We start from the raw sequence: 20,408 nt of genomic DNA on the forward strand, positions 1-20,408 counted from the left end.
CGGCGCCAGAACCTAAATCTGGTGCGTCTACCAATTCCGCCACGTCCGCGTTCTACTGTTTGATTATTAATAACATTAAGTTATTTAATCTACAAAGAGTAGTTATTCTATATTTTAATCGGTGAATGGTAAACCAATTAAAAGTTGTATGGTGGCTACTACGGGATTTGAACCTGTGACCCCATCATTATGAGTGATGTGCTCTAACCAGCTGAGCTAAGTAGCCAAATTGTATCTTTCTTTCTAACTCGTCTCTCTTTCGCCTTAGCGGTGAGGACGGAGCGCATTATGCTTTTCTGAGCCCTATGCGTCAACACTTTTTTGAAAAAAATATAAATTCTTTGTTTGTTCGAACGGATTTTAATCAAAGCGTGCTTTTTATATGCAAATTAGGGTGAATTAGGGCAAATGAATAAGAATAAGAGTAGAAAATAAGAAGTAGTACTTAGGTGTAAATTGAATGGGAATGTATTTTAACTGTTTGAAATGTAGACAAGTAATAAAAAGGCCAGCAAATATGCTGGCCTTTTTTATTATACGTTGAAGCGGAAATGTACTACATCACCATCTTTAACGATGTAATCCTTTCCTTCAAGACGCCACTTACCGGCTTCTTTAGCACCGCTCTCACCGTTAAATTCAATAAAGTTGTCGTAGCCAACCACTTCCGCACGGATAAAGCCTTTTTCAAAATCAGTATGGATCTTACCAGCTGCTTGTGGTGCAGTTGCACCTACAGGGATAGTCCAAGCGCGAACTTCTTTAACGCCAGCAGTAAAATATGTCTGTAACGCAAGTAGATCATAACCAGAACGAATTACACGGTTAAGACCAGGTTCTTCAATGCCCATATCAGCAAAGAATTCTTCACGATCTTCATCGTCCAGTTCAGATAGCTCTGATTCAATCGCAGCACATACTGCGACAACTACGTTGTTTTCTGCTGCTGCATAATCACGAACAAGATCTAAGAATGGGTTATTTTCAAAACCATCTTCAGCAACGTTGGCAATATACATTGTTGGTTTTAACGTTAGGAAGTTAAGGTAAGAAACCGCTGCGATTTCTTCTTTTGAAAGTTCAACCGTACGAGCCATACCACCTTCAGTGAATACTGGAAGTAGTTTTTCAAGTACTGAAATTTCAAATTTAGCCGCTTGATCGCCGCCTTTTGCTTTTTTCGCTTGACGTAGAATTGCGCGTTCACATGAATCTAAATCGGCAAGAGCAAGTTCAAGGTTGATGATTTCAATGTCTTCAATTGGTGATATTTTACCAGCAACATGAATGATATTGTCATCTTCAAAACAGCGAACAACATGGCCAATAGCATCTGTTTCACGGATGTTAGCAAGGAATTTGTTACCTAGGCCTTCACCTTTAGATGCGCCAGCTACAAGACCTGCAATATCAACAAATTCCATTGTAGTTGGAAGAATACGCTCTGGATTTACGATTTTAGCTAATGCGTCTAAACGTAGATCGGGAACCGGAACCATACCTGTGTTTGGTTCGATAGTACAGAAAGGGAAGTTTGCCGCTTCGATTCCTGCTTTAGTTAGTGCGTTAAACAGTGTTGATTTACCAACGTTTGGAAGACCAACGATTCCGCATTTAAAACCCATGATGTAAACCTTATCTTTAGTTATACCAAGCTAAATAAAAATTTATTCAACAACTTATCCAGATTGGTATTATTCAGCTTTGAATGTATGTAAACGATTTTGTGCTTTACTCAATCCGTCTTTAAGCAAGATATCTAAGCAGCGAGTAGATTCATCTACAGCAGCATCGATTAATTCTTGCTCTTTGGTAGGCGCTTTTCCTAAAACAAAACCGGCAACTTTGTCTTTATGGCCAGGATGACCAATACCAATACGAAGTCGATAAAACTCTTTCGTGTTGGCTAATTTGCTAATAGTGTCACGTAAGCCATTATGACCGCCATGCCCACCACCTTTTTTGAATTTGGCAACACCAGGAGGAAGATCTAACTCATCATGAGCGACTAAGATCTCTTCTGGCTTTATTTGGTAAAACTTAGCGACAGCAGCAATAGCTTTACCTGATAAATTCATAAATGTTGTTGGGATCAATAAACGAAGATCTTGACCATTCGTTTGAATTCGACCAGTTAATCCTAAGAATTTAGTTTCTTCTCGCAAAGATATATTATGTACACGAGCGAGTTCTTCAACAACCCACGCGCCTGCATTATGGCGAGTTCTTTTATATTCAAGACCAGGGTTTGCTAGTCCAACAAGAAGTTTGATTTGATTGCTCAAAGACTTATATCTCTCTATTTGGATACTAATATCATTAATACACTTATCTAGTTCGTAATCGAACTAAAGACAATTAATGGTATTAGTATGTCCCATTAAAAAGGCGCGCCATACTAACACAAGAATTCCAAATACAAAAACGCCCCGCATATAGGCAGGGCGTTTGAATATTGTTTTGTTTGAAATTAGTTATCAAACATTGCAGAAATTGACTCTTCGTTGCTGATGCGACGGATCGCTTCAGCTAGCATGCGAGAAAGGCTAAGCTCAGTAACTTTACCTGTTGCAGCCATCTCTTTAGATAGAGGAATTGAATCAGTTACAATAACTTGGTCTATCACTGAGTTAGCGATGTTTTCTGCCGCAGAACCAGAGAATACAGCGTGTGTTGCGTAAGCAAATACACGTTTAGCACCACGTTCTTTTAGGGCTTCAGCCGCTTTACATAATGTACCGCCAGTATCAATCATGTCATCTACGATAACGCAATCGCGACCGTCAACATCACCGATAAGGTTCATTACTTCAGAAACGTTAGCACGTGGACGACGCTTATCAACGATAGCGATATCGACATCACCTAACGCTTTAGCTGTTGCGCGAGCACGAACAACACCACCTAAATCAGGAGAAACAACAACAGGGTTTTCTAGACCACGAGTACGCATATCATCAAGCAGTACAGGAGTACCGAAAATGTTATCTACTGGTACGTCGAAGAAACCTTGAATTTGTTCTGCATGTAGGTCGATAGTTAAAACGCGGTCAACACCAACGTTTGAAAGCATATCGGCAATAACTTTTGCAGTGATTGGAACACGAGCAGAACGTACACGACGGTCTTGACGAGCATAACCGAAGTAAGGGATTACCGCAGTAATACGGCCAGCAGAAGCACGGCGAAGTGCATCGATCATCACTACTAATTCCATGATATTGTCATTAGTAGGAGCACAAGTCGACTGGATGATAAAAACATCACTACCACGTACATTCTCGTTAATTTGAACAGCGACTTCGCCGTCAGAAAAACGATCTACAGTAGCGTCACCAAGTGAGATATATAGTCGATCAGCGATACGTTGCGCTAGTTCAGGAGTAGCATTACCAGCAAATAGCTTCATGTCAGGCACGGTGGAAACCTCAGGGTTGCGTCCAAATTGTGAGAATTTTATATGTTGCATAATGATTTATACTCTTCCAGTTGGTGGTTGAGTGGTGAAGTATTCATACCTCGGGTGATAAATCCTGTTGCATTATCAGAGATTAAAGAGTAGACGTGCCTTGCTTCTTTTTCATTGTTAAATTCAGCAAAAACACAAGCACCTGTTCCGGTTAACCTTGATGGCGCATATTCTAACAGCCATGAAAGTTGGTAATCAACCTCTGGATACACACTTCTGACAATTTTTTCGCAATCGTTTTCGTGCGGAGCGTCCAAAAGTGCATTAAGTGATTGTTTTGGTGTGTTTCTAGTCAAGTCTGGATGGGTAAATACATCAACAGTAGAAATGCTTACTTCTGGCTTTATCAGTAGGTACCATAACTCTTTAGGGCAGGCTGGTTGTAGTTTCTCGCCAATGCCTTCAGCAAAGGCTGCAAAACCATGAACAAAAATAGGGACGTCTGCCCCTAATTTAACGCCTAAATCGGCTAATATCTCATTGCTTAAGTTTAGATCCCAAAGAAAATTTAAGGCAACGAGGACGGTTGCTGCATTTGATGAGCCACCTCCAATACCACCGCCTATAGGTAATATCTTTTCTATTTCAATATGAGCGCCAAAAGAACATTGAGTGTGTTGTTGAAGTATCGTCGCTGCTTTCCAGATCAAATTATCTTCTGTTTTTACTCCAGGGATATCAGGGGATAACGTAATTTCATTCGATTGGCTTGCTGTGATAGTGAGATAATCGCACAGGTCGATGAACTGAAATAAAGTTTGCAGTTCATGGTAACCGTTGGCTTGTTGGCCATTAATATAGAGAAATAAGTTTAATTTGGCTGGTGAGGGCCAGCGTGTTGATGTTGTGATCATTGAGAAACAGTCCAATTTGAAGCAATGATTTTAATGGTGGTATTTTGCTGAGTGAGTTTCATTGAATTAGGCAAAAGCATGTGCTCTTTTTCAATGTAACTATTGTAGCGTAAGTGCCAATTAGTTTGGCCTATTTGCTTAGCTAAATGTTCTACAGTGTTTAGTTCATTGAGTTGGAAATTATCGGCTGCGGTAGGGAGTCCCTTAATCCAATCTCCTAGATAACCAATTGGGAGGTTTAATCCAGTCAGTCCATACATTAATCGCCCAGGATCTTGTCCTTCAAATGTTTGACCATCACCCGTTTCAATAATGGTATGTCCTTCGGTCATTGAGGCTTTAATTACCGTTTGACCTAAAAAGGTCGTAAGTAATAATTGGCTACTATCCGGTTTTTGTATCCATTGAAAATTTAAGCTGTGACGCTCTTCTGGCGATTGATAACCAATCTTACCTGTGACCTGATAATTTATAATGCTTTCTATTTGAGTTTGATGCTTGTCCCAACGAGTCGATTGTTGCGGTGTTAATGGGACACTAGAACAGGCATTAAGAAAAAGAGTTACTATGAAAATAGCAAATGGAGAGCGAGTGAAACGAGAGCACATCATTAGAAATCTCATGCATAATTCGAAGTGGATTTTCAGATTGTAGCAAATTGTTAGCGTGTTTGGAGTTAAATAGTGTTTATTCGCCACTAATTTTCGGACAGAGTGGCCTGATGTCTTTTAAAATTCGGCCGCATCAAGTAAAATTCGCCCTTGTTGTTTTTTTATTGGTCTGTTTGCCGAATGTCATTGCTTGTTATTGGAATCAATCATACGTCAGCCTCTGTTGATTTGCGGGAGAAAGTTGCTTTCTCACCAGACAAATTAACCAAGGCGTTAGATGAATTAAAAAATAGTGATGCGATCCAAAGCGGCGTGATTCTATCGACCTGTAATCGAACTGAAATTTATTGCGAAGTAAAAGTTGGTATTAGCAGTCGTTATGTTATCAACTGGATGGCAGAATTTCATGGTGTCTCTTTAGATATATTGATGCCAAGTATCTATGTTTATGAAGAGCAATCCGCAGTAAAACATTTAATGCGCGTATCGTGTGGATTAGATTCATTGGTATTGGGCGAACCGCAAATTTTAGGGCAAGTAAAAAAAGCCTTTGCAGATGCAAGAGATCATAATGCCGTTGAAGGAACCATAGAGAAATTATTTCAGAGTGATTTCTCTGTAGCAAAACGGGTGCGTACTGAAACCAATATTGGTGGCAATGCGGTCTCAGTTGCTTATGCTGCTTGTATTCTAGCTCGTCAAATTTTTGAATCTCTTGCTAACTCTACGGTTCTTTTAGTGGGCGCTGGAGAAACCATTGAATTGGTTGCGAAACATTTAGATGCTGCTGGCTGTAAAAAATTAATTGTTGCTAACCGTACTAGAGAGAGAGCAATGGGGCTTGCAGAGCAGTTTAATGCGGATGTTATTAGCCTTCCTGAAATTCCAGAATATCTACCAAAAGCCGATATCATCATTAGTTCTACGGCCAGTCCATTGCCAATTATTGGTAAAGGGATGGTTGAAAGTGCGTTAAAGCAGCGCAAACATCAACCTATGTTGTTTGTTGATATTGCCGTCCCTAGAGATATCGAAGCGGAAGTGGCAGAATTGAATGATGCGTATCTGTATTCGGTAGATGATCTTAAATCAATTATTGATCACAATATTGAGCAGCGAAAAATTGAAGCGATTCAAGCGGAAGCTATCGTTAGTGAAGAGAGTGCAAGCTTTATGACTTGGATTCGATCTCGCCAAGCAGTGAATAGTATTCGTCAATATCGAACGAATTCAGAAGCAATTAGAACAGAATTACTACAAAAAAGTATTCAAGCATTAGCTTCTGGCCAAAATGCCGAAAAAGTATTAGCAGAATTAAGTAATAAATTAACCAACAAACTCATTCATGCACCAACACTTGCGATGCAGCAGGCCGCCAAAAATGGTGAGCCAGACAAACTTGCTGTGATCCGTACTAGTATTGGTCTAGACAACTAAGCGTAGCGTCGCTACCAACATAAAGAATCAATATTATATGAAAGCATCAATTCGAGTAAAACTAGAGACGCTGGTTGAGCGTTATGAAGAAGTTCAACATTTATTAGGTGATCCTGGAATTATTGGTGATCAAAATAAATTCCGAGCTTTATCTCGTGAATACTCTCAATTGGAAGAAGTGACACAATGTTTCCAAGCGTACGAACAAGCTCGAGAAGACTTGGTTGCTGCTGAAGAAATGGCTCAAGAAGATGATGCTGAAATGCGTGAAATGGCGCAGGATGAAATTAAAGAAGCAAAAGGTGCCATTGAGCGCCTTACTGATGAATTACAAGTATTGCTTATTCCAAAAGATCCAAACGATGAGCGTAACTGTTTCTTAGAGATCCGCGCTGGTGCTGGTGGTGATGAAGCGGGTATTTTTGCGGGTAACCTTTTCCGTATGTATTCTCGCTTTGCTGAGAAAAAAGGATGGCGTGTTGAGGTCATTAGTTCTCATGTTTCTGAACAGGGTGGCTTTAAAGAAATGATCGCAAAAGTAAGCGGTGATGGTGTTTATGGCACGATGAAATTTGAATCAGGTGGTCACCGAGTTCAACGTGTACCAGAAACTGAATCGCAAGGGCGTGTACATACTTCAGCGTGTACTATTGCAGTAATGGCTGAGATCCCAGAAGCGGATTTGCCTGAGATTAAAGCATCTGATTTGAAAATCGATACCTTCCGTTCATCAGGCGCGGGTGGTCAGCACGTTAACACCACCGATTCTGCTATTCGTATTACTCACTTACCAACAGGTACGGTAGTTGAGTGTCAAGATGAGCGTTCACAGCATAAAAACAAAGCAAAAGCGATGTCGGTTCTTGCTGCTCGTATTATTCAAGCAGAACAAGCTCGTCGTGCTGCTGTTGTTTCTGATACGCGTCGTAATCTATTAGGTTCTGGTGACCGTTCTGACCGTATTCGTACTTATAACTACCCACAAGGTCGTGTATCTGACCACCGTATCAACCTTACTATTTACCGCTTAAATGAAGTGTTAGAAGGTGATTTGGCGGCATTGATTGAACCTGTTGTATTAGAATACCAAGCAGACCAATTAGCAGCATTAGCTGAAAATAACTAATGAGCCAATCTATTGATGCGCTATTAAAGCATTCAATTCAATTGTTGCAACTTGAGGGGAGTGATTCTCCTCAAGTTGATGCGTCTGTTCTGCTGTGTCATGTTTTAGATAAACCAAGAAGCTACCTACTGACTTGGCCTGAAAAAGAGTTGACTGACGCAGAGCTAACTGCATTTGAATCACTACTTTCTCGTCGTCTCTCTGGCGAACCTATTGCTTATATCGTAGGCTATCGAGAATTTTGGTCACTACCGCTAAAAGTGTCTCCAACCACGCTTATTCCTCGGCCTGATACCGAGCGTCTTGTTGAGATTGCTCTCGATCATCTTGATGTTTCATCAACAAAAGTGCTGGATTTAGGAACAGGAACTGGTGCGATAGCATTAGCTATTGCTTCTGAGATGCCAGCGCTTAGTGTCATTGGCGTTGATTATCAGCAAGATGCGGTTGAGTTAGCTCAAGACAATGCCAAAGATAACCATATTATGAATACTGAATTTCGTCAGGGAAGTTGGTTTGACCCAATTAAGCTCGGTGAACAGTTTTCTATTATTGTGAGCAATCCTCCTTATATTGACGGTAATGATCCCCATTTGTCTCAAGGTGATGTACGGTTCGAACCTCAGACTGCACTGGTTGCAGAGCAAGAAGGTTTTGCGGACTTAATTCATATTATGGAACACAGCCGTACTCATTTAGTTGAGAATGGTTGGTTGCTAATGGAGCATGGCTTTGAGCAAGGTAAACGACTGCGTACTTATTTTGAAGCGCATGGTTTTGTTAATGTCAAAACAGAACAAGATTATGCAGGTAATGACCGTGTTACGTTAGGTCAATGGTCAGTAAACACAGAGAATAAAGGATAATTCATGTATACCGCTGTTAAACATATTCACCTATTTATGATTGCTTGTAGCGTACTGCTATTTGTTGTTCGCTATGTATTAATGATGGTTGATTCAGATCTTCGTAATAAAGCATTCTTAAAACGAGTTCCTCATGTTGTTGATTCAGCGATGCTGTTAAGTGGTATTGCACTTATCTTTATTACTGGTTTTATTCCATTTACAGGTTCAGCTCCTTGGTTAACTGAGAAGTTGACGTGTGTAATGGTATATATCGCTTTGGCTTTTGTTACGTTGAACAATGGCAAAAATAAAGTATTTAAAACATTCGCCTTCTTTGGTGCATTAGGTTGGTTAATGGTTGCTGCTAAAATTGCGGTAACTAAAGTACCAACGTTTTTGGGGTAACTATGTTTCAGTTGCTTGATGAAAATTTAGAAGACCTTAACCTTGTTGCAGGGGCATTAGCGCTTAATTTAGCGATTAATCCTGAAATAGAAAGACTACGAGTTGACATCAAACTGCGAGAAATGTGTATTGAGGCAGAACAAGCGTTAGTTCATGAGATGAGTGATGAGCAGCGTTTGGAGCGGTTGATTCAGCTTTTTTATGTTGAATGGGGTTTTCAAGGCGATACTTATTCCTATTTCAACTCTGAAAATGGATTTATTGATCATGTGCTTGAGAGTAAGAAGGGTATTCCGGTTACGTTAGGTGCTATTTTCTTGCACTTGTGTGAATACGTAAATTTACCAGTAAGTGCAATTAATTTCCCTACTCAGTTAGTATTGAAAGTCGAATGGCCAAATCAAGCGCCTCTCTATTTGAATCCATTTGATGGGCAGTATGTTAGTACGCATTTGATGACCGCATGGCTTATTGGCTATGGTGGACCATTAGCACAAATATTACCGGTGCATTTGGAATCGATAGATAACCCAACATTAATTGGACGTTTATTAGCTGTGATTAAAACGGCGTGCATTAGAGAGCGTAAGTTTTCATTTGCATTAACGTGCAGTGATCTTGCATTGAGTATAGTGCCTGATGATCCCTTTGAGATCCGCGATAGAGGATTAATCTATCAGCAGCTACACTGTAATGATGTCGCTAAAAATGATTTAGTTTATTTTATTGAGCAATGCCCTAATGATCCGTCAGCGATGCTGATGAAGAAGCAAGTTCAATTATTATTAGAACAACACCCTACCGTTCTCCATTAAGAGTGAAGATAATGCAAAATCAAAAAACAGTAAAAATTGGCAATATCGATGTCGCAAATGATAAGCCGTTTACCTTATTTGCAGGTATGAATGTATTAGAGTCTCGTGATTTGGCGATGAGAATGTGTGAGACCTACGTAGAGATCACTGATCGTCTAGGTATTCCATACGTATTTAAAGCGTCTTTTGATAAAGCAAACCGTTCATCTGTTCATTCGTACCGCGGTCCAGGTATGGAAGAAGGTCTAAAGATCTTTCAAGAATTAAAAGACACCTTTGGTGTGAAGATCATTACTGATATCCACACAGAAGCACAAGCTCAACCTGTTGCCAATGTGGTGGACGTTATTCAACTGCCAGCTTTCCTTGCCCGTCAAACTGATTTAGTTGAGACAATGGCAAAAACAGGCGCTGTGATTAATGTGAAAAAACCACAATTCATGAGCCCTGACCAAGTTGGTAATATCGTTGATAAGTTTGCAGAGTGTGGTAACGAAAATATCATTCTTTGTGAGCGTGGCTCATGCATGGGTTATGACAACTTAGTGGTTGATATGCTTGGTTTTGGTGTAATGAAAAAAGCATCAAATGGTAGCCCAATCATCTTTGATGTGACGCATTCGCTACAGAATCGTGATCCAAGTGGTAAAGCTTCTGGTGGTCGTCGTTCACAAACGGTTGAGCTGGCTAAAGCAGGCTTAGCAACCGGTATTGCAGGTCTATTTATTGAGGCGCATCCAAACCCTGATAAAGCGTTATGTGATGGTCCTTCTGCATTGCCATTAGATCAATTAGAGCCTTTCTTAAAACAAATGAAAGCACTAGATGACCTAATTAAAGGTTTTGAGCACATCGATATTAAATAATCGAATGCAACAAAGATAAATAAGAAAAAGCCCAAGAGAGATAACTTTCTTGGGCTTTTTTGTGTTTGTTTTAAATACTTATTCAGTATCTGCTGAGCTTGGTGAGAACCAATCTAACTTCTTATGTAATGTCGTTACACTGCCCACAACAATAAGTGATGGACTGATTGCTTTTTCTGCCATTTGAGCTAATTCTGAAATATTACCAGTAAATACTTTTTGTTTTGCCGTTGTCCCACGTTCAATAATGGCACAAGGCGTATCCGCGGCTAAACCGTGTTCAATCAATTGAGTCGAGATATTTGAGGATTGTTTTAATCCCATATAAAACACTAAGGTATTGTTTGAACGAACCAAAGCATCCCATTCAATTTCAGCCCCATTTTTTTGTACATGCGCGGTAATAAACTGAACGCTTTGAGCATGATCTCGATGGGTAAGGGGAATACCTGCATAAGAGGTTGCGCCTGCGGCCGCTGTAATACCGGGAACCACTTCAAATTGAACGCCATTCTCAGCCAGAGTCTCTAATTCTTCTCCACCACGACCGAAAATAAATGGGTCACCACCTTTAAGGCGGACAACGTGCTTACCTTCTTGTGCTTTATCCACTAATAGTTGATTAATTTTGTCTTGCGGTACGAAGTGAAAATCGAGTTTTTTACCGACATAAATCATTTCAGCAGTGTCATTGGCCAGTGCAAGAATTTCTTTGGAAACAAGGCGGTCATAAACAACAACATCAGCTTGCTGTATAAGGCGGTAACCTTTTACGGTTAATAGGTCGGCATCACCAGGACCTGCACCAACAAGAGAAACAAATCCGTTTTCTTTTTTTTGCTCAGACTGAGCTTGAATACTTGGCATAATAGATTCCTGCACCATGATTTTATTTCACTCTAGTATGTAAGAGTCGATAAACAAAATCACCCTTAATACTTGATTAAGGGTGATTTAATTAGAATGAGTTATAACTAACTCTATTAATAAATATATTATTTAACGTTTAGTGAAGGCGCTGTTTTAGCATGCGTTAAGTAAAGAGGAATACAAGTAAACAGAAGACCACCAACAATGTTACCCAAGATAGTTGGGATAAGGTTGAAGTTTAACCAAGTTGCAATACCGAAGTCAGCACCTAGCATCATACCTAGTGGGAATAGGAACATGTTTACTACTGCGTGTTCGAATACTAAAGCGAAGAAAATAAAGATAGGTAACCACATTGCAGCGATCTTGCCAGCAACTGTGCGAGCACTCATGTTACCAATAACACCTAGACACACCATTAAGTTACACAGAATGCCGCGAACAAAACAGGTTATCCAACCGTCAGCACCTAGGTTTTCAAAACCAACAGTACGACTTGTTGCGATAGCCATGAATTTTTGGCCAACAGCATTAGGTTCAACACTGAAGTTCATTGTTAATGATAAGGCAATAAGACCAGCAACAATAAGAGAACCAATTAGGTTGCCTAAGCCAACCAGACCCCAGCAACGAAGTACAAGGCCCCAAGTTACTCCCGGGCGATTATCAAACTTTGCTAGTGGAGCAAGACCAAATACTCCAGTAACTAGGTCGTAACCCATAAGGCTAAGAATACAAAAACCGACAGGGAATACGAGAGCGCCAACAAGTCCAATACCTGTTTGTGTAATTGCTGTTATTGCTACAACAACGGCTAACGAAAGAATGATACCAGCCATAGTACCGCGTAATATCAGGTCACGAGTACTCGTTTTGATTTTCGCTTCACCAACATCGATCATGGTTTGAACAATTTCTACGGGTTTTAAAGCAGACATAAATGAGCCTTATACAAAAGTTAAAATTAAAAAATAAAATTGGATAGGAAAAGGCTCTAGTTGCCGTTGTATGAGCAACGATAGGAAACTAGAACCCTTGAACTATCAAATTTTAGAGCTACAAATCTTAAGCTGCGATTTCTACCGCGCCTTTGGTTACACGGGCGTTGTAGGCTTTTACGTTAAATTGCTCATTTTCCATACAAACGCCAGTGGTTAGATTGAAGCGCTGCTTTTTCAGTGGACTTGCAACCCAAAGCTCACCTTGGTGTTCAACAATCAAGCCTCGTGATAATACATTTGCTTGGAAGTAAGGATCAGTATTACTGATTGCGAGTACTTCTTCGCCTTTCGTTGGGCGAAAGACTGCAACTTGTTCACCATTAACTAGAGCACAAACACCAGTACCCGGAACAATATCTTCTAACTGACAGATTTTTACGAATTTAGAAGCCATAATTAATTCTCTCGCTCTTATTCAGTTGCTGCTACGTGTAGGATGTCACCCTTTGCTTTTGGGTGTTTTTCCGTAAAGGTTGCTGGACGGTGTTGTTCACGGCCATCAGTAACGAACATAACGTTGTCATCACGGTCATCAGCATTAATGAAGTGAGCAAAACGCTTTAGTTGAGCTTCATCATTGATTGTCTCTGTCCATTCACACGCAAAGTTATTCACTAAGCTAGCCACGTCGCTTTCAAGTTGGTCATTAATACCTAATTTGTTATTAACAATCACTTCACGTAGGTAATTAACACCACCGTCAAGATTTTCCATCCATACTGAAGTACGCTGTAATGGTGCTGCTGTACGAATATAGAACATCATGAAGCGGTCGATGTATTTGATTAGTGTTTCTTGATCTAGATCGCTAGCCAGTAAATCTGCGTGACGAGGTTTCATACCACCGTTACCACACACGTACATGTTCCAGCCAGCATCGGTTGCGATGATCCCTAGATCTTTACCTTGCGCCTCAGCACACTCACGGGTACAACCAGACACACCAAACTTCATTTTATGAGGAGTACGGATACCTTTGTAGCGGTTCTCAAGCATTACACCTAAGCCTACTGAATCTTGAACACCGTAACGACACCAAGTTGAACCCACACAAGTCTTAGCCATACGTAATGCTTTGCCGTAAGCCTGTCCTGTCTCGTAGCCTGCTTCAATCAGTTTTTTCCAGATAGTTGGAAGATCATCTTTTTGAGCACCGAATAGACCGATACGTTGAGCACCAGTAATTTTGGTATAAAGATTATATTCAGCAGCAACGTCAGCTAATACACTTAATGCTTGAGGAGTTACTTCACCACCCGCCATACGAGGGATAACAGAGTAAGTCCCATCTTTTTGCATATTACCTAAGAAGTTATCATTGGTATCATGCAACTTAACTAGCTCAGGTTTAAGGATATGTTCACCCCAACAAGACGCTAGAATAGAACCAGCAAGAGGCTTACAAACTTCACAGCCGTAACCTTTACCGTATTTCTCTAACAGCTCGTCAAAGGTTTTGATTTCTTCGATACGAATTAGGTGAAATAGCTCTTGGCGAGAGTAAGCAAAATGCTCACAAACATCGCTTTTCACTTCAATGCCTGATTTTGCTAATTCAGAATTAAGAACGGAAGTTACAAGAGGGATACAACCCCCACAGCCCGTACCCGCTCCAGTAACCGCCTTAATGTCAGCCATCGTGTGATGACCATCTGCAACCGCTTGAGCAATTTTGCCTTTAGTTACATCGAAACATGAACAAATAACGGCTGTTTCTGGTAAAGAATCAGCGCCTAATGATGGCTTTTCTGCACCAGCATGCGCAGGAAGGATCAGAAGATCTGGATGTTCAGGAAGATCAATGTCATTGAGTTTAAGTTGCAGTAAATCGCCATAATCAGACGTATCTCCAACCATTACTGCGCCAAGCAATTTCTTACCGTCTTCAGAAACGATAATGCGCTTATATACTTCTTGTTCTTCGTTTTGGTAAACGTAGCTTTTACAACCAGGAGTACGACCGTTTGCGTCGCCAATTGAACCTACTTTTACGCCAAGTAATTTCAATTTAGCACTCATGTCAGCGCCTTCAAATGCACTGTCATTGCCTAGTAAATGGTCAACGGCAACCGTTGCCATTTTATAACCAGGAGCAACTAGACCGTAGAAAGTACGGTTCCAAGACGCACATTCACCAATCGCATACACATTGCTATCTGTTGTTTGGCAATGATTGTTAATTTCAACGCCTCCACGAGGAGCAACGCCTAAGCCCATTTGGCGAGCGAGTTTATCTTGAGGGCGAATACCTGCTGAGAATACGATGAAATCAGTTTCAAGCTCGGTACCATCAGCAAAGCGCATGACATTACGTGCCTCTTTACCTTCTGGAACGATTTCTAATGTGTTTTTGCTGGTGTGAACTTGAACACCCATTCGCTCAATTTTATTACGTAGCTGTAAGCCACCTTGTTGATCTAATTGCTCAGCCATTAAGACTGGAGCAAATTCAACAACGTGTGTTGTAACGCCTAATGCTTTAAGTGCGCCAGCCGCTTCAAGTCCAAGTAGGCCACCACCAATTACCACTCCGCTTTTACTGTTTTTAGCGGTTGCTTCGATAGACTTAAGATCTTCAATAGTACGGTAGACGAAACAGTCTTTGCCTTCGTTACCTTTAATTGGTGGAACAAATGGGAAAGAGCCAGTAGCAAGAACCAGTTTGTCGTATTGGATTTCACGACCAGTGCTTGAATAAACCACTTGTTTTTCACGATTAATGTTAATGGCACGTTCGCCAATTAATACATTAAGGCCGTGCTTTTCATAGAATCCTTCTTTCACAAGAGAGAGGTCATCAGCAGTATGATGAGAAAAGTAAGAGGAAAGGTGAACACGATCATAAGCGATACGTGGTTCTTCACAGAACACCGTGATATCCATATTTTGAACATCTGTTTTCTCTACTAAATCTTCGATATAGCGATGACCAACCATGCCATTACCGATGATAACTAGTTTCATCTTGCTCATAAGAATTCCTATTATATTTGATATGCATATATGATGAATTATGAATGATTATGTAGATATGACGTGGATCAATTACGAAATAAAACTACCCTAAAGGGGTAGTTTGTAAGTGGTGCTGGTGTTTATTGCTGTTAAATCAATAAATTAACTGTAGCACGTAGCTCATACATGTAGTTTGTTTACAATATATGGAGGGATATTCGGAATTTTAGTGTGTTTATAGGTGTAATTCTGAAAAAAAAAGACAGGATATGAATGTCATATTCTGTCTTTTTACAAGAAACCGTATAAATACTAAGGATTATAACTTAAATCGTTCGATCTCTTGTTTTAGTTCATTTGATAGTTCAGAAAGTTCAGACGCTTGAATAACAGATTGTTTCGTTTCTTCTGTTAGTTCATTTGACACATCACGAACTGCTTCTGTATTGCGTGTAATTTCTTCTGTTACTGATGATTGCTCTTCTGCTGCTGCGGCAATTTGTGCTGCCATATCACTAATCTGTGTTACCGAGTTTGTGATTTGCAATAGACTCGCTGATGCTGATTGAGCATCTTCAACACTGGTATTTGCTAATGCTTGACTGTCTTGCATGATCCCAACTGCTTTTTGAGTCGTTCCTTGCAGTGTTTCAATCATTTGTTGAATTTCTTGAGTTGAGGCATGGGTACGTTGGCTTAAAATACGAACTTCATCTGCGACCACTGCAAAACCACGGCCTTGTTCACCAGCACGAGCGGCTTCGATTGCTGCGTTTAATGCTAATAAGTTAGTTTGTTCAGCGATGTTTTGAATCGTTGATAGGATTGTATTGATGTTTTGTGCGTTGTGGTGAAGCTCTTCAATCACGCCCGTTGCAGTTTCAACTTCTGTTGCTAAATTATCTATAGAGTGTTGGCTTTGACTTACTTGTTTAGCACCATGTCTTGATGCTGTAACCGTTTCTTCTGCTGTTTGAGCTGTATTATCAGCATTGCCTGCAATCTCTTGAGTTGCAGCTGCCATTTCATTGATTGCGGTCGCAACCATGTTAATCTCATCCATTTGGTGTTGGATGCGAACATTACGCTCTTCTGCACTTTCTGCAGTTGAATTTGCTTGATTAGCTAAGGTTGATGATATGTCTCGTAAACGACAGACCATTGAATGCATATTACCAACAAAGGTATTGAAGTTAATGGCTAGTTGACCGACTTCATCATTACTGTTTGGCACTAAACGTTGAGTTAAATCACCTTCACCTGATGAGATCTCTGCAAGCGCATCAGAGACACGAAGTAGATCTCTAAATAAAATGTTAACCAATGTGGTAACACCGATAGCAATAATAATGGTTAGTACAAGACTAAGTAGAATAATCTCTTGCAATAGTTCAGTGTGAGCGGCTTCTTCTGTTGCTTGAGTCATCTCAACCGCAAATATCCAATTTGTATTGGGTACTTTTGCAAAATAAACCAGTTTGGCATCACCATTTATTTCAGCAAACTCAATGGCTTTTGAATGAATAGATTCTTGAATACTTTGCGGGGTCATATCTGAAAAGTAACGATTTATTTCTTTTTTGATTAACGATTTATTTGGATGAGCTAAGAACGTTCCATCACTGTCAATCAGCATAGTAATCGTATCTTTACCCGCATCTAGACTAATGACATCTTCAATTAGTAGGTCGATAAGTACATCTGCACCAATGACACCTAAAAGCTTTCCGTTTTTATAGATTGGTTCAGCAATGGTTACTAGAAGAGATTGAGTGATCGCATCTTGATACGATGAGGTAATGACTTGTTTGTTTTCACGTTGAGCTTCTTGATACCAAGGGCGTTGACGAGGGTCGTAATCAGCACGGTTTCTTTCTGGATGAGAGCGGTACATATCACCTTGAGGAGTTCCGAAGAAAATATCATCAAATCCACCTGCTTTACGGCTAAGTTGTAAAAAAGAAACGATGTCGCCTTCTTGAGTGTAATCATTGGTTGCATGAGCGATTTCAGCTTTAATTGATATCCAATTTGAAATCCCTGTTGTAGCTGCTGAAGTGACACTTTCTGCACGAGAATAAACACCGTTATGGGTTTGTTCAAAAAGTAGGTTAGAAGCAAGCCAAGTTAAGGCTGAGGCAGTAATAACAACAGCGAGTACACTCGCACCTATTAGCTTATGTTTTAGTTTCATAGTGTTACCTAAATCCGTGGGTTTTTGTTGCCATTACATTCGTTTGTAATATGAGTTTCTTTATCAAGTACGGTTATAGTTATCGGAAATACCTTACAAAACTTAATTAAAATTTACCTAAAAGCTTAATTTTTCTTATTTTTGTATTCATAAATCTTATTTTATAGCGCAAGGATTGAGGGGTAAACGTTTGCTTTGTTTGTTAAATATTCAATTTCTGGTGATTTACTTTTATTTATTTATTTATTCGCAATTTTTAGTGATCTAATAGACATATTTATGAAATCAATGTGAGAGTCGACTGTAATTCTTTTAAACTTGGTTCGGTTATTTGACTGGATTAATCAATAATTGATTTGGTCTAGTTTATCCCCTTCTGAATTAATGGTGAAACATGATGGAACGTCTTTCTCTAAAAACAGCGATTGCTGCGGCATTGGTAACGACTCTTGCTGGTTGTGCTACAACGACCCAACATGCGTGGCAAGAAGATACAACATATAAACTGACTGTATTGCATACGAACGATAACCATGGTCGTTTTTGGCAAAATAAATACGGTGAGTATGGCATGGCGGCACGTAAAACGCTGATTGATGAATTACGAGCAGATGTTCAAGCGGAAGGCGGCAGTGTACTTCTTTTGTCTGGTGGCGATATTAATACAGGTGTTCCAGAATCAGATCTTCAAGATGCAGAGCCTGATTTTAAAGGCATGAATAAAATTGGTTATGATGCGATTGCGCTCGGTAACCATGAGTTTGATAATCCATTAGATGTACTTCAGAAACAAATTGATTGGGCTGAGTTCCCAATGCTGTCTGCTAATATTTACGATAAAAAAACAGGTGATCGTAAATATCAAGCTTACGAAATATTTGAAAAACAAGGTATTAAAATCGCAGTTATTGGTTTTACAACTGAAGATACCTCAAAGATTGGTAATCCTGAATACATTGGTGATTTAGAGTTCCGTGATCCAAAAGAAGAAGCTAAAAAAGTAATTGCAGAGCTTGAAGCAAATGAAAAGCCTGACTTGATTTTTGCTGTTACTCATATGGGTCACTATGAAGATGGTAACCGTGGTATCAATGCGCCTGGTGATGTTGCACTAGCGCGTTCACTTCAATTGGGTGAACTAGACATGATTGTGGGTGGTCACTCACAAGAGCCTGTTTGTATGGAAGGCCCTAATGTTGCTAAGAAAAGTTTCAAACCAGGTGATGAGTGTCAACCAGACCAACAAAATGGTACTTGGATTGTTCAGGCTCACGAATGGGGTAAATACGTAGGTAAAGCTGACTTTGAATTCCGTAATGGTGAATTAGAAATGGTTAGTTATAATCTAATTCCTGTGAACTTGAAGAAGAAAGTGAAGATCGACGGTAAAAAACAACGCGTCTTTATTCAAGAAGAAATTGCTCAAGATCCTGAGTTACTTGCATTCTTAACACCTTACCAAGAAAAAGGCCAAGGCCAATTGAATGTGAAAATTGCATCAACTAACGGTAAGTTAGAAGGTGATCGTAATGTGGTTCGTTTCCAACAAACAAACCTAGGTCGTCTAATTGCAACTTCTCACATGACTCGTGCAAAAGCTGATTTCGCAGTAATGAACTCTGGCGGTGTACGTGATTCAATTGAAGCCGGTGATGTAACGTATAAAGATGTATTAACGGTTCAACCATTTGGCAATATCGTGACTTACGCAGACATGACGGGTCAAGAAGTACTAGATTATCTAAATGTAGTTGCAACTAAACCAATCGACTCTGGTGCTTATGCTCAATTTGCGGGCATCAAGATGACGGTTGAAAATGGTAAAGTATCAAATGTATTTATTGGTGGTAAACAATTACGTCTAGATAATACATACCGCTTTACTATCCCAAGCTACAACGCTGCGGGTGGTGATGGTTATCCGAAAATCTCAGATCACCCTGGTTACGTAAACACAGGCTTTGTTGATGCTGAAGTTCTTAAAGAATTTTTAGAAACAAACAGCCCGATTGATATAAACAAGTTTGCTCCACGTGGTGAGATTACTTATAAGTAATCAATAAAAGAAGATAAGCCTCTAGTTCGTTATTGTTTTAGGGGCTTTTGTTTATGAATTCAACAGTTTGTCGATTTTATAAGCGAACGAAAAGAAAAAACAAAATAATGCTTGTCAAAAAACTCACAGACAGTATTATAGCCCTCGTTGACACAGACAAGGTCTTTGTTTTACAGCTCGGTGAATAGCGCAGCTTGGTAGCGCATCTGGTTTGGGACCAGAGGGTCGGGGGTTCGAATCCCTCTTCACCGACCACTTTTAAGAAGCCGCATCAGGAATGATGCGGCTTTTTTCGATCTATACTTTCTTTCCCTTAAGTCATTTCTTAGATATAAAATATTGGTATTAGCTTCAAAACTAATGAAGATAGCATATCCATTATAGTTAGATATGCTATCGCTCAATACGTTAATTGTTATTCATTATGCGTATTAAATAACGCTAATTTTCCATTCTCTTTAAATACAACCACTTGGTATGTATCTTTCTTATCGCCATATTCCATACCTGGAGATCCCATAGGCATGCCTGGAACGGCTAGGCCTTTAAAATCACGAGGGTTAGCTAAAAACTTCTTGATATCATCCGCAGGGATATGTCCTTCAAATACATAACCGTCAATAACAGCGGTATGGCAAGAAGCGAGACGAGGGTCTACTCCTAATTTTTCTTTTATTGCAGTCATATCTTCATGTTTTTCTGTTTTAACATCATAACCATTATTTTTCATATGATCTTCCCATTCAGTACAACAACCGCAGTAAGGCGATTTATAAGAAGTGACTTCAGTTGCTGCAAAGACTGATGAGTTCATTAACATAATGGAAGTTAAAGCAATTTTTTTAATGTTTTTCATTGTGATGGTTCCACGGGTTATTTTGAATTAGGTGATAGCCAAAAC

At 39.8% G+C, this 20,408-nt stretch carries 18 protein-coding genes and 2 tRNA genes; 8 read left to right on the plus strand and 12 right to left on the minus strand.

Going from position 1 to position 20,408, the window contains the following annotated elements:
• Window positions 1–149 precede the first annotated feature (149 nt).
• The 6 genes from Q1K78_RS10740 to lolB form a co-directional block, all read right to left on the minus strand.
• Window positions 150–226: transfer RNA gene (locus Q1K78_RS10740), tRNA-Met, on the minus strand.
• Window positions 227–533: 307 nt separating this feature from the next.
• Window positions 534–1,625 (minus strand): redox-regulated ATPase YchF, encoded by a 1,092-nt coding sequence (ychF, locus tag Q1K78_RS10745; protein ID WP_300178090.1) that lies wholly within the window; start codon window positions 1,623–1,625, stop codon window positions 534–536.
• A 69-nt stretch (window positions 1,626–1,694) separates the two neighbouring features.
• On the minus strand, window positions 1,695–2,285 hold the full coding sequence (pth, locus tag Q1K78_RS10750; RefSeq protein WP_300178093.1) for an aminoacyl-tRNA hydrolase: 591 nt from the start codon (window positions 2,283–2,285) through the stop codon (window positions 1,695–1,697).
• Window positions 2,286–2,470: 185 nt separating this feature from the next.
• Window positions 2,471–3,418, minus strand: a complete 948-nt coding sequence (locus tag Q1K78_RS10755) for a ribose-phosphate pyrophosphokinase (RefSeq protein WP_300178223.1) — start codon at window positions 3,416–3,418, stop codon at window positions 2,471–2,473.
• Window positions 3,419–3,456: 38 nt separating this feature from the next.
• Window positions 3,457–4,323, minus strand: coding sequence for a 4-(cytidine 5'-diphospho)-2-C-methyl-D-erythritol kinase (ispE, locus tag Q1K78_RS10760; RefSeq protein WP_300178096.1), 867 nt, complete (start codon window positions 4,321–4,323; stop codon window positions 3,457–3,459).
• The gene (gene lolB / locus Q1K78_RS10765; RefSeq protein ID WP_300178099.1) at window positions 4,320–4,934 is read right to left on the minus strand and encodes a lipoprotein insertase outer membrane protein LolB; all 615 of its coding nucleotides are present in this window, start codon (window positions 4,932–4,934) and stop codon (window positions 4,320–4,322) included. Before lolB ends, ispE begins: the two co-directional genes overlap by 4 nt.
• 180 nt (window positions 4,935–5,114) lie before the next feature.
• Here lolB and hemA point away from each other — a divergent pair, with 180 nt between their 5' ends.
• The 6 genes from hemA to kdsA are packed head-to-tail and all read left to right on the plus strand — an operon-like array spanning window position 5,115 to window position 10,431.
• Window positions 5,115–6,371: a glutamyl-tRNA reductase gene (gene hemA / locus Q1K78_RS10770; protein WP_300178101.1), complete on the plus strand. Its 1,257-nt coding sequence runs from the start codon at window positions 5,115–5,117 to the stop codon at window positions 6,369–6,371.
• Window positions 6,372–6,408: 37 nt separating this feature from the next.
• Entirely contained in the window at window positions 6,409–7,497 is a 1,089-nt protein-coding gene (prfA, locus tag Q1K78_RS10775) for a peptide chain release factor 1 (RefSeq protein ID WP_300178104.1), read from the plus strand.
• Window positions 7,497–8,363, plus strand: coding sequence for a peptide chain release factor N(5)-glutamine methyltransferase (gene prmC, locus Q1K78_RS10780; RefSeq protein WP_300178107.1), 867 nt, complete (start codon window positions 7,497–7,499; stop codon window positions 8,361–8,363). The genes prfA and prmC overlap by 1 nt, the downstream gene beginning before the upstream one ends.
• 3 nt (window positions 8,364–8,366) lie before the next feature.
• The gene (locus tag Q1K78_RS10785; protein WP_300178110.1) at window positions 8,367–8,750 is read left to right on the plus strand and encodes a SirB2 family protein; all 384 of its coding nucleotides are present in this window, start codon (window positions 8,367–8,369) and stop codon (window positions 8,748–8,750) included.
• 2 nt (window positions 8,751–8,752) lie between these two features.
• On the plus strand, window positions 8,753–9,565 hold the full coding sequence (locus Q1K78_RS10790; RefSeq protein ID WP_300178113.1) for a tetratricopeptide repeat protein: 813 nt from the start codon (window positions 8,753–8,755) through the stop codon (window positions 9,563–9,565).
• A gap of 11 nt (window positions 9,566–9,576) precedes the next feature.
• Window positions 9,577–10,431: a 3-deoxy-8-phosphooctulonate synthase gene (kdsA, locus tag Q1K78_RS10795; protein ID WP_300178116.1), complete on the plus strand. Its 855-nt coding sequence runs from the start codon at window positions 9,577–9,579 to the stop codon at window positions 10,429–10,431.
• Window positions 10,432–10,509: 78 nt separating this feature from the next.
• On the opposite strand, the gene cobA is transcribed toward kdsA, so the two are convergent.
• The 5 genes from cobA to Q1K78_RS10820 all read right to left on the minus strand — a co-directional run bounded on the left by cobA (window position 10,510) and on the right by Q1K78_RS10820 (window position 17,451).
• Window positions 10,510–11,298: a uroporphyrinogen-III C-methyltransferase gene (gene cobA, locus Q1K78_RS10800; protein ID WP_300178118.1), complete on the minus strand. Its 789-nt coding sequence runs from the start codon at window positions 11,296–11,298 to the stop codon at window positions 10,510–10,512.
• 128 nt (window positions 11,299–11,426) lie between these two features.
• The gene (locus Q1K78_RS10805) at window positions 11,427–12,239 is read right to left on the minus strand and encodes a formate/nitrite transporter family protein (protein ID WP_300178121.1); all 813 of its coding nucleotides are present in this window, start codon (window positions 12,237–12,239) and stop codon (window positions 11,427–11,429) included.
• A 127-nt stretch (window positions 12,240–12,366) separates the two neighbouring features.
• Window positions 12,367–12,696: a nitrite reductase small subunit NirD gene (gene nirD, locus Q1K78_RS10810; protein WP_300178124.1), complete on the minus strand. Its 330-nt coding sequence runs from the start codon at window positions 12,694–12,696 to the stop codon at window positions 12,367–12,369.
• A 17-nt stretch (window positions 12,697–12,713) separates the two neighbouring features.
• Window positions 12,714–15,275, minus strand: coding sequence for a nitrite reductase large subunit NirB (gene nirB, locus Q1K78_RS10815; RefSeq protein WP_300178127.1), 2,562 nt, complete (start codon window positions 15,273–15,275; stop codon window positions 12,714–12,716).
• Window positions 15,276–15,576: 301 nt separating this feature from the next.
• Window positions 15,577–17,451, minus strand: a complete 1,875-nt coding sequence (locus Q1K78_RS10820; RefSeq protein ID WP_300178130.1) for a methyl-accepting chemotaxis protein — start codon at window positions 17,449–17,451, stop codon at window positions 15,577–15,579.
• A 394-nt stretch (window positions 17,452–17,845) separates the two neighbouring features.
• On the opposite strand from Q1K78_RS10820, the gene ushA reads away from it, so the two are divergent.
• Together ushA and Q1K78_RS10830 are read left to right on the plus strand one after the other, a co-directional pair.
• Entirely contained in the window at window positions 17,846–19,507 is a 1,662-nt protein-coding gene (gene ushA, locus Q1K78_RS10825) for a bifunctional UDP-sugar hydrolase/5'-nucleotidase UshA (protein ID WP_300178133.1), read from the plus strand.
• A gap of 178 nt (window positions 19,508–19,685) precedes the next feature.
• Window positions 19,686–19,762 (plus strand) — tRNA-Pro (locus Q1K78_RS10830).
• Between the two features lie 160 nt (window positions 19,763–19,922).
• Here the strand turns inward: Q1K78_RS10830 and Q1K78_RS10835 are convergent.
• On the minus strand, window positions 19,923–20,363 hold the full coding sequence (locus Q1K78_RS10835) for a DUF411 domain-containing protein (protein ID WP_300178136.1): 441 nt from the start codon (window positions 20,361–20,363) through the stop codon (window positions 19,923–19,925).
• Window positions 20,364–20,408: the final 45 nt, after the last annotated feature.

The organism is uncultured Aliivibrio sp., from assembly GCF_946479765.1.
Taxonomy (GTDB): domain Bacteria; phylum Pseudomonadota; class Gammaproteobacteria; order Enterobacterales; family Vibrionaceae; genus Aliivibrio.

What these genes read in the sequence shown, in the direction of transcription:
- nirB (WP_300178127.1), bottom strand. Translation starts at nt 15,275, where the DNA reads ATGAGCAAGATGAAACTAGTTATCATCGGTAATGGCATGGTTGGTCAT.
- ispE (WP_300178096.1), bottom strand. Translation starts at nt 4,323, where the DNA reads ATGATCACAACATCAACACGCTGGCCCTCACCAGCCAAATTAAACTTA.
- ychF (WP_300178090.1), bottom strand. Translation starts at nt 1,625, where the DNA reads ATGGGTTTTAAATGCGGAATCGTTGGTCTTCCAAACGTTGGTAAATCA.
- Q1K78_RS10805 (WP_300178121.1), bottom strand. Translation starts at nt 12,239, where the DNA reads ATGTCTGCTTTAAAACCCGTAGAAATTGTTCAAACCATGATCGATGTT.
- cobA (WP_300178118.1), bottom strand. Translation starts at nt 11,298, where the DNA reads ATGCCAAGTATTCAAGCTCAGTCTGAGCAAAAAAAAGAAAACGGATTT.
- Q1K78_RS10820 (WP_300178130.1), bottom strand. Translation starts at nt 17,451, where the DNA reads ATGAAACTAAAACATAAGCTAATAGGTGCGAGTGTACTCGCTGTTGTT.
- kdsA (WP_300178116.1), top strand. Translation starts at nt 9,577, where the DNA reads ATGCAAAATCAAAAAACAGTAAAAATTGGCAATATCGATGTCGCAAAT.
- lolB (WP_300178099.1), bottom strand. Translation starts at nt 4,934, where the DNA reads ATGATGTGCTCTCGTTTCACTCGCTCTCCATTTGCTATTTTCATAGTA.
- prmC (WP_300178107.1), top strand. Translation starts at nt 7,497, where the DNA reads ATGAGCCAATCTATTGATGCGCTATTAAAGCATTCAATTCAATTGTTG.
- Q1K78_RS10785 (WP_300178110.1), top strand. Translation starts at nt 8,367, where the DNA reads ATGTATACCGCTGTTAAACATATTCACCTATTTATGATTGCTTGTAGC.
- nirD (WP_300178124.1), bottom strand. Translation starts at nt 12,696, where the DNA reads ATGGCTTCTAAATTCGTAAAAATCTGTCAGTTAGAAGATATTGTTCCG.
- prfA (WP_300178104.1), top strand. Translation starts at nt 6,409, where the DNA reads ATGAAAGCATCAATTCGAGTAAAACTAGAGACGCTGGTTGAGCGTTAT.
- hemA (WP_300178101.1), top strand. Translation starts at nt 5,115, where the DNA reads ATGTCATTGCTTGTTATTGGAATCAATCATACGTCAGCCTCTGTTGAT.
- Q1K78_RS10835 (WP_300178136.1), bottom strand. Translation starts at nt 20,363, where the DNA reads ATGAAAAACATTAAAAAAATTGCTTTAACTTCCATTATGTTAATGAAC.
- ushA (WP_300178133.1), top strand. Translation starts at nt 17,846, where the DNA reads ATGATGGAACGTCTTTCTCTAAAAACAGCGATTGCTGCGGCATTGGTA.
- Q1K78_RS10790 (WP_300178113.1), top strand. Translation starts at nt 8,753, where the DNA reads ATGTTTCAGTTGCTTGATGAAAATTTAGAAGACCTTAACCTTGTTGCA.